Source organism: Phyllobacterium sp. P5_D12 (assembly GCF_054049495.1).
This window is the reverse complement of the sequence record NZ_JBFUMG010000625.1, coordinates 1-2,448: the sequence shown is the minus strand read 5'-3', so window position 1 is coordinate 2,448 and position 2,448 is coordinate 1. Positions and strand designations below refer to the sequence as shown.

The following is a 2,448-nucleotide window of genomic DNA, read 5'->3' as shown; positions in this document are numbered from 1 at the left end:
GCTGTAGCTGCTCTCCTTTAACAGCCCGGTCAGCTGAAGTCTCACGTCCAGCTGACCGGGCTGTTGGGCCATGGCGGGCCCATTGCCGACGGGGTGATGTCAGCAATCTTGATGATAGCATTATTCAGACGGCGGGAGATCGGACTAAAGGCCCATGAGCAGCCATCAAAAGACCAAAACACCTTTGAGTTTGGAGCACTTGGATTCAAAAAATCATTGGCTCCATTTGTTCTAAGCACATTAACAAGCAAGCTACGCCGGCAAGGACAAGGCCGATACAGAAGAGCGCAAAGTAATGGTGAAAGGCCAGTTCACTCCGCCCGTCTCCTGGACCGTCATCGAAATCTATTTGCATAGGATCATTCCTTTCGAATAACCGGCCGCCTACGTCCCTCACCATAAGTGACCAGCATAGCTTGCTGCCAGGAGCAGCATCAAAACTGACAAAATGCCGCCAATGCAGAACGACAGGACACTCGGGCGGCCTTCGGGATCGTCATCGAAATCCATTCGCATTGGGTCATCCTTTTCGAATGATCTGACCATCTCGCATTTCGAACACGCCGTGGTCGCCGCCTTGAGCGTAAAAATCTGTCTCCAACTCACCCCACGTACCCATATATTCTCCGCAAGAGGTACAAACGATTGCTGTGCTCAGCGCCAAATCTTGCGTGAAGGTAAGGTAGATCGTTTGGCACTTTGGGCATTCGAGTTTGCTGTCGAGGCGTTGATGAACATCGTTAGGCATGAAGTGGCCTTGCCGCGCCTCGCAGCGACGCAATGTTAGCGATCAACATTTCCTGATTGGCAGCTGTTCGGGCAATGATTTCTGGGTCGCGGAGACCTTGGTCGAAGAGCGTCATCACCCTTCGCGCGAGACCATCCGTATCTTCGTGGTGTTGGGCTCTGTGCAGCTTTCTGGTGGTCTTCAGAAGCGCACTTTCCATTACATCCCAGTCTTCGCTGTAATAAATAATATTCCTGAAATGACGGGGCATAGCCTTCCTCCCGCACTAGTGTTTGGCGGGAGCGCATAGCATCTCTCAATCGCAGGTGCGCCACTCTAGATCCAGCGACGGGGATATTAAAAAGCACATTTTTGGGGTGCGTCAATACTATGTCCGCTGGTGGACAATTTGAAACCATTGGAACGAACGCACTCTGGATCGCAAAAGTGGGGGTATGGGCGATGACGCCGCTGGATTGCACAGGACCGAAGCTATAACGGCCGTTGCAACAATCCTATCTCAAATGACAGTCCCCCACGCCTCGTTCCAAAACGCGAGATCGTCGATAATGATGACAATCTCGCGAAAACCATAATTGTCTTTAACGTCAACGGCTCGCTCAAGCGCCAGTGGCACGGGTGTGGCGCAGAAATAGTCTCCTTTGTCTGTAAGACTATTTTCCGGCCACTCGACTTCGGCGAGCGGCCGGCCAGCTTTTTGGATAACCCGTATGCATACCGCATCAAGGGGTATATCATCCTCCTTGACGAGCCTGCGATATGTGGCGTTTCGATCCATCCTGACCTCAGGCGCGGCAGCTCCGTTTTAACCGACATTTTCCGAGTGGCCTACATTCCCGGATTGTCCTCTGGAGGACATACCATTGTTCTCGATTTTTATCTTGATACTTATAGTTTTTTTGAAAGCGCTGGATCGTCAGTTTGTTCCTCGCGGGAAGGAGCAACATGACCTTGGTTCAATCCGCTGTTCAAAACAAACTCCTTAGATTGTTGTCACCGGCTGATTTCCAGYTGGTTGTCGAGGATCTCGAATACGTAACATTTTCGCTGCGGGATCCAATCGAGAGTCCGGGGGAACCTGTTGATGCCGCGCTGTTTATCGAGGACGGCATAGCATCGATTGTAGCAAAAAGCCCTTCCGGCGGCGATATCGAAATTGCTTTGGTCGGCCTGGATGGAATGACGGGGACCTCGCTCGTGCTCGGCAGCACCAGCGCGCCGCTGTCGGTCTATATCCAGCTTCCCGGTGCCGGCCATCGGATTGCTGCCGGCAAATTGCAGGCTGCGTTAGAGCAAAGCCGGTCGCTCCAGAAGGTGTTTCTTCTTTACGTACAGACGATGATTGTCCAGACCGCCACGACTGCTCTGGTCAACGCTCAGGCCGAAGCCCGGACAAGATTGGCCCGATGGCTGCTGATGGTGCATGACCGCACCTCGGGCCATGATCTATACCTAACCCATGAGTTCATGGCGGTGATGCTGGGCATGCGGCGTCCCTGGGTAACAGAAACCCTGCATTCACTTGAAGCCGAAGGCCACGTCCGCGCTACCCGTGGCAAGGTCGCCATCGTCGATCGCGCGGGCCTGATGGCCGAGGCTAACGGATTTTACGGTGAAGCCGAGCGCGAATATGAAAAACTGCTCGGAGAACGGCTATCGCGACAACAACGATAAGCGCGATGGATGAGCTTGGTGTCACT

The 2,448-nt window shown here is 53.2% G+C and carries 4 protein-coding genes; 1 reads left to right on the top strand and 3 read right to left on the bottom strand.

What is annotated here, in order from left to right; all coding sequences use genetic code 11:
• Window positions 1–393: 393 nt before the first annotated feature.
• The 3 genes from ACXJ5O_RS24410 to ACXJ5O_RS24400 form a co-directional block, all read right to left on the bottom strand.
• Complete coding sequence (locus tag ACXJ5O_RS24410) at window positions 394–516, bottom strand: hypothetical protein (RefSeq protein ID WP_457302164.1); 123 nt, start codon at window positions 514–516, stop codon at window positions 394–396.
• Window positions 517–740: 224 nt separating this feature from the next.
• On the bottom strand, window positions 741–998 hold the full coding sequence (locus ACXJ5O_RS24405) for a hypothetical protein (protein WP_457302163.1): 258 nt from the start codon (window positions 996–998) through the stop codon (window positions 741–743).
• A 249-nt stretch (window positions 999–1,247) separates the two neighbouring features.
• Window positions 1,248–1,526 carry a hypothetical protein gene (locus tag ACXJ5O_RS24400; RefSeq protein ID WP_457302162.1) on the bottom strand — a complete coding sequence of 93 codons (279 nt, stop codon included), beginning with the start codon at window positions 1,524–1,526 and terminating at the stop codon, window positions 1,248–1,250.
• Window positions 1,527–1,693: 167 nt separating this feature from the next.
• On the opposite strand from ACXJ5O_RS24400, the gene ACXJ5O_RS24395 reads away from it, so the two are divergent.
• Window positions 1,694–2,422, top strand: a complete 729-nt coding sequence (locus ACXJ5O_RS24395; protein ID WP_457302161.1) for a Crp/Fnr family transcriptional regulator — start codon at window positions 1,694–1,696, stop codon at window positions 2,420–2,422.
• The last annotated feature ends 26 nt before the right edge of the window (window positions 2,423–2,448 follow it).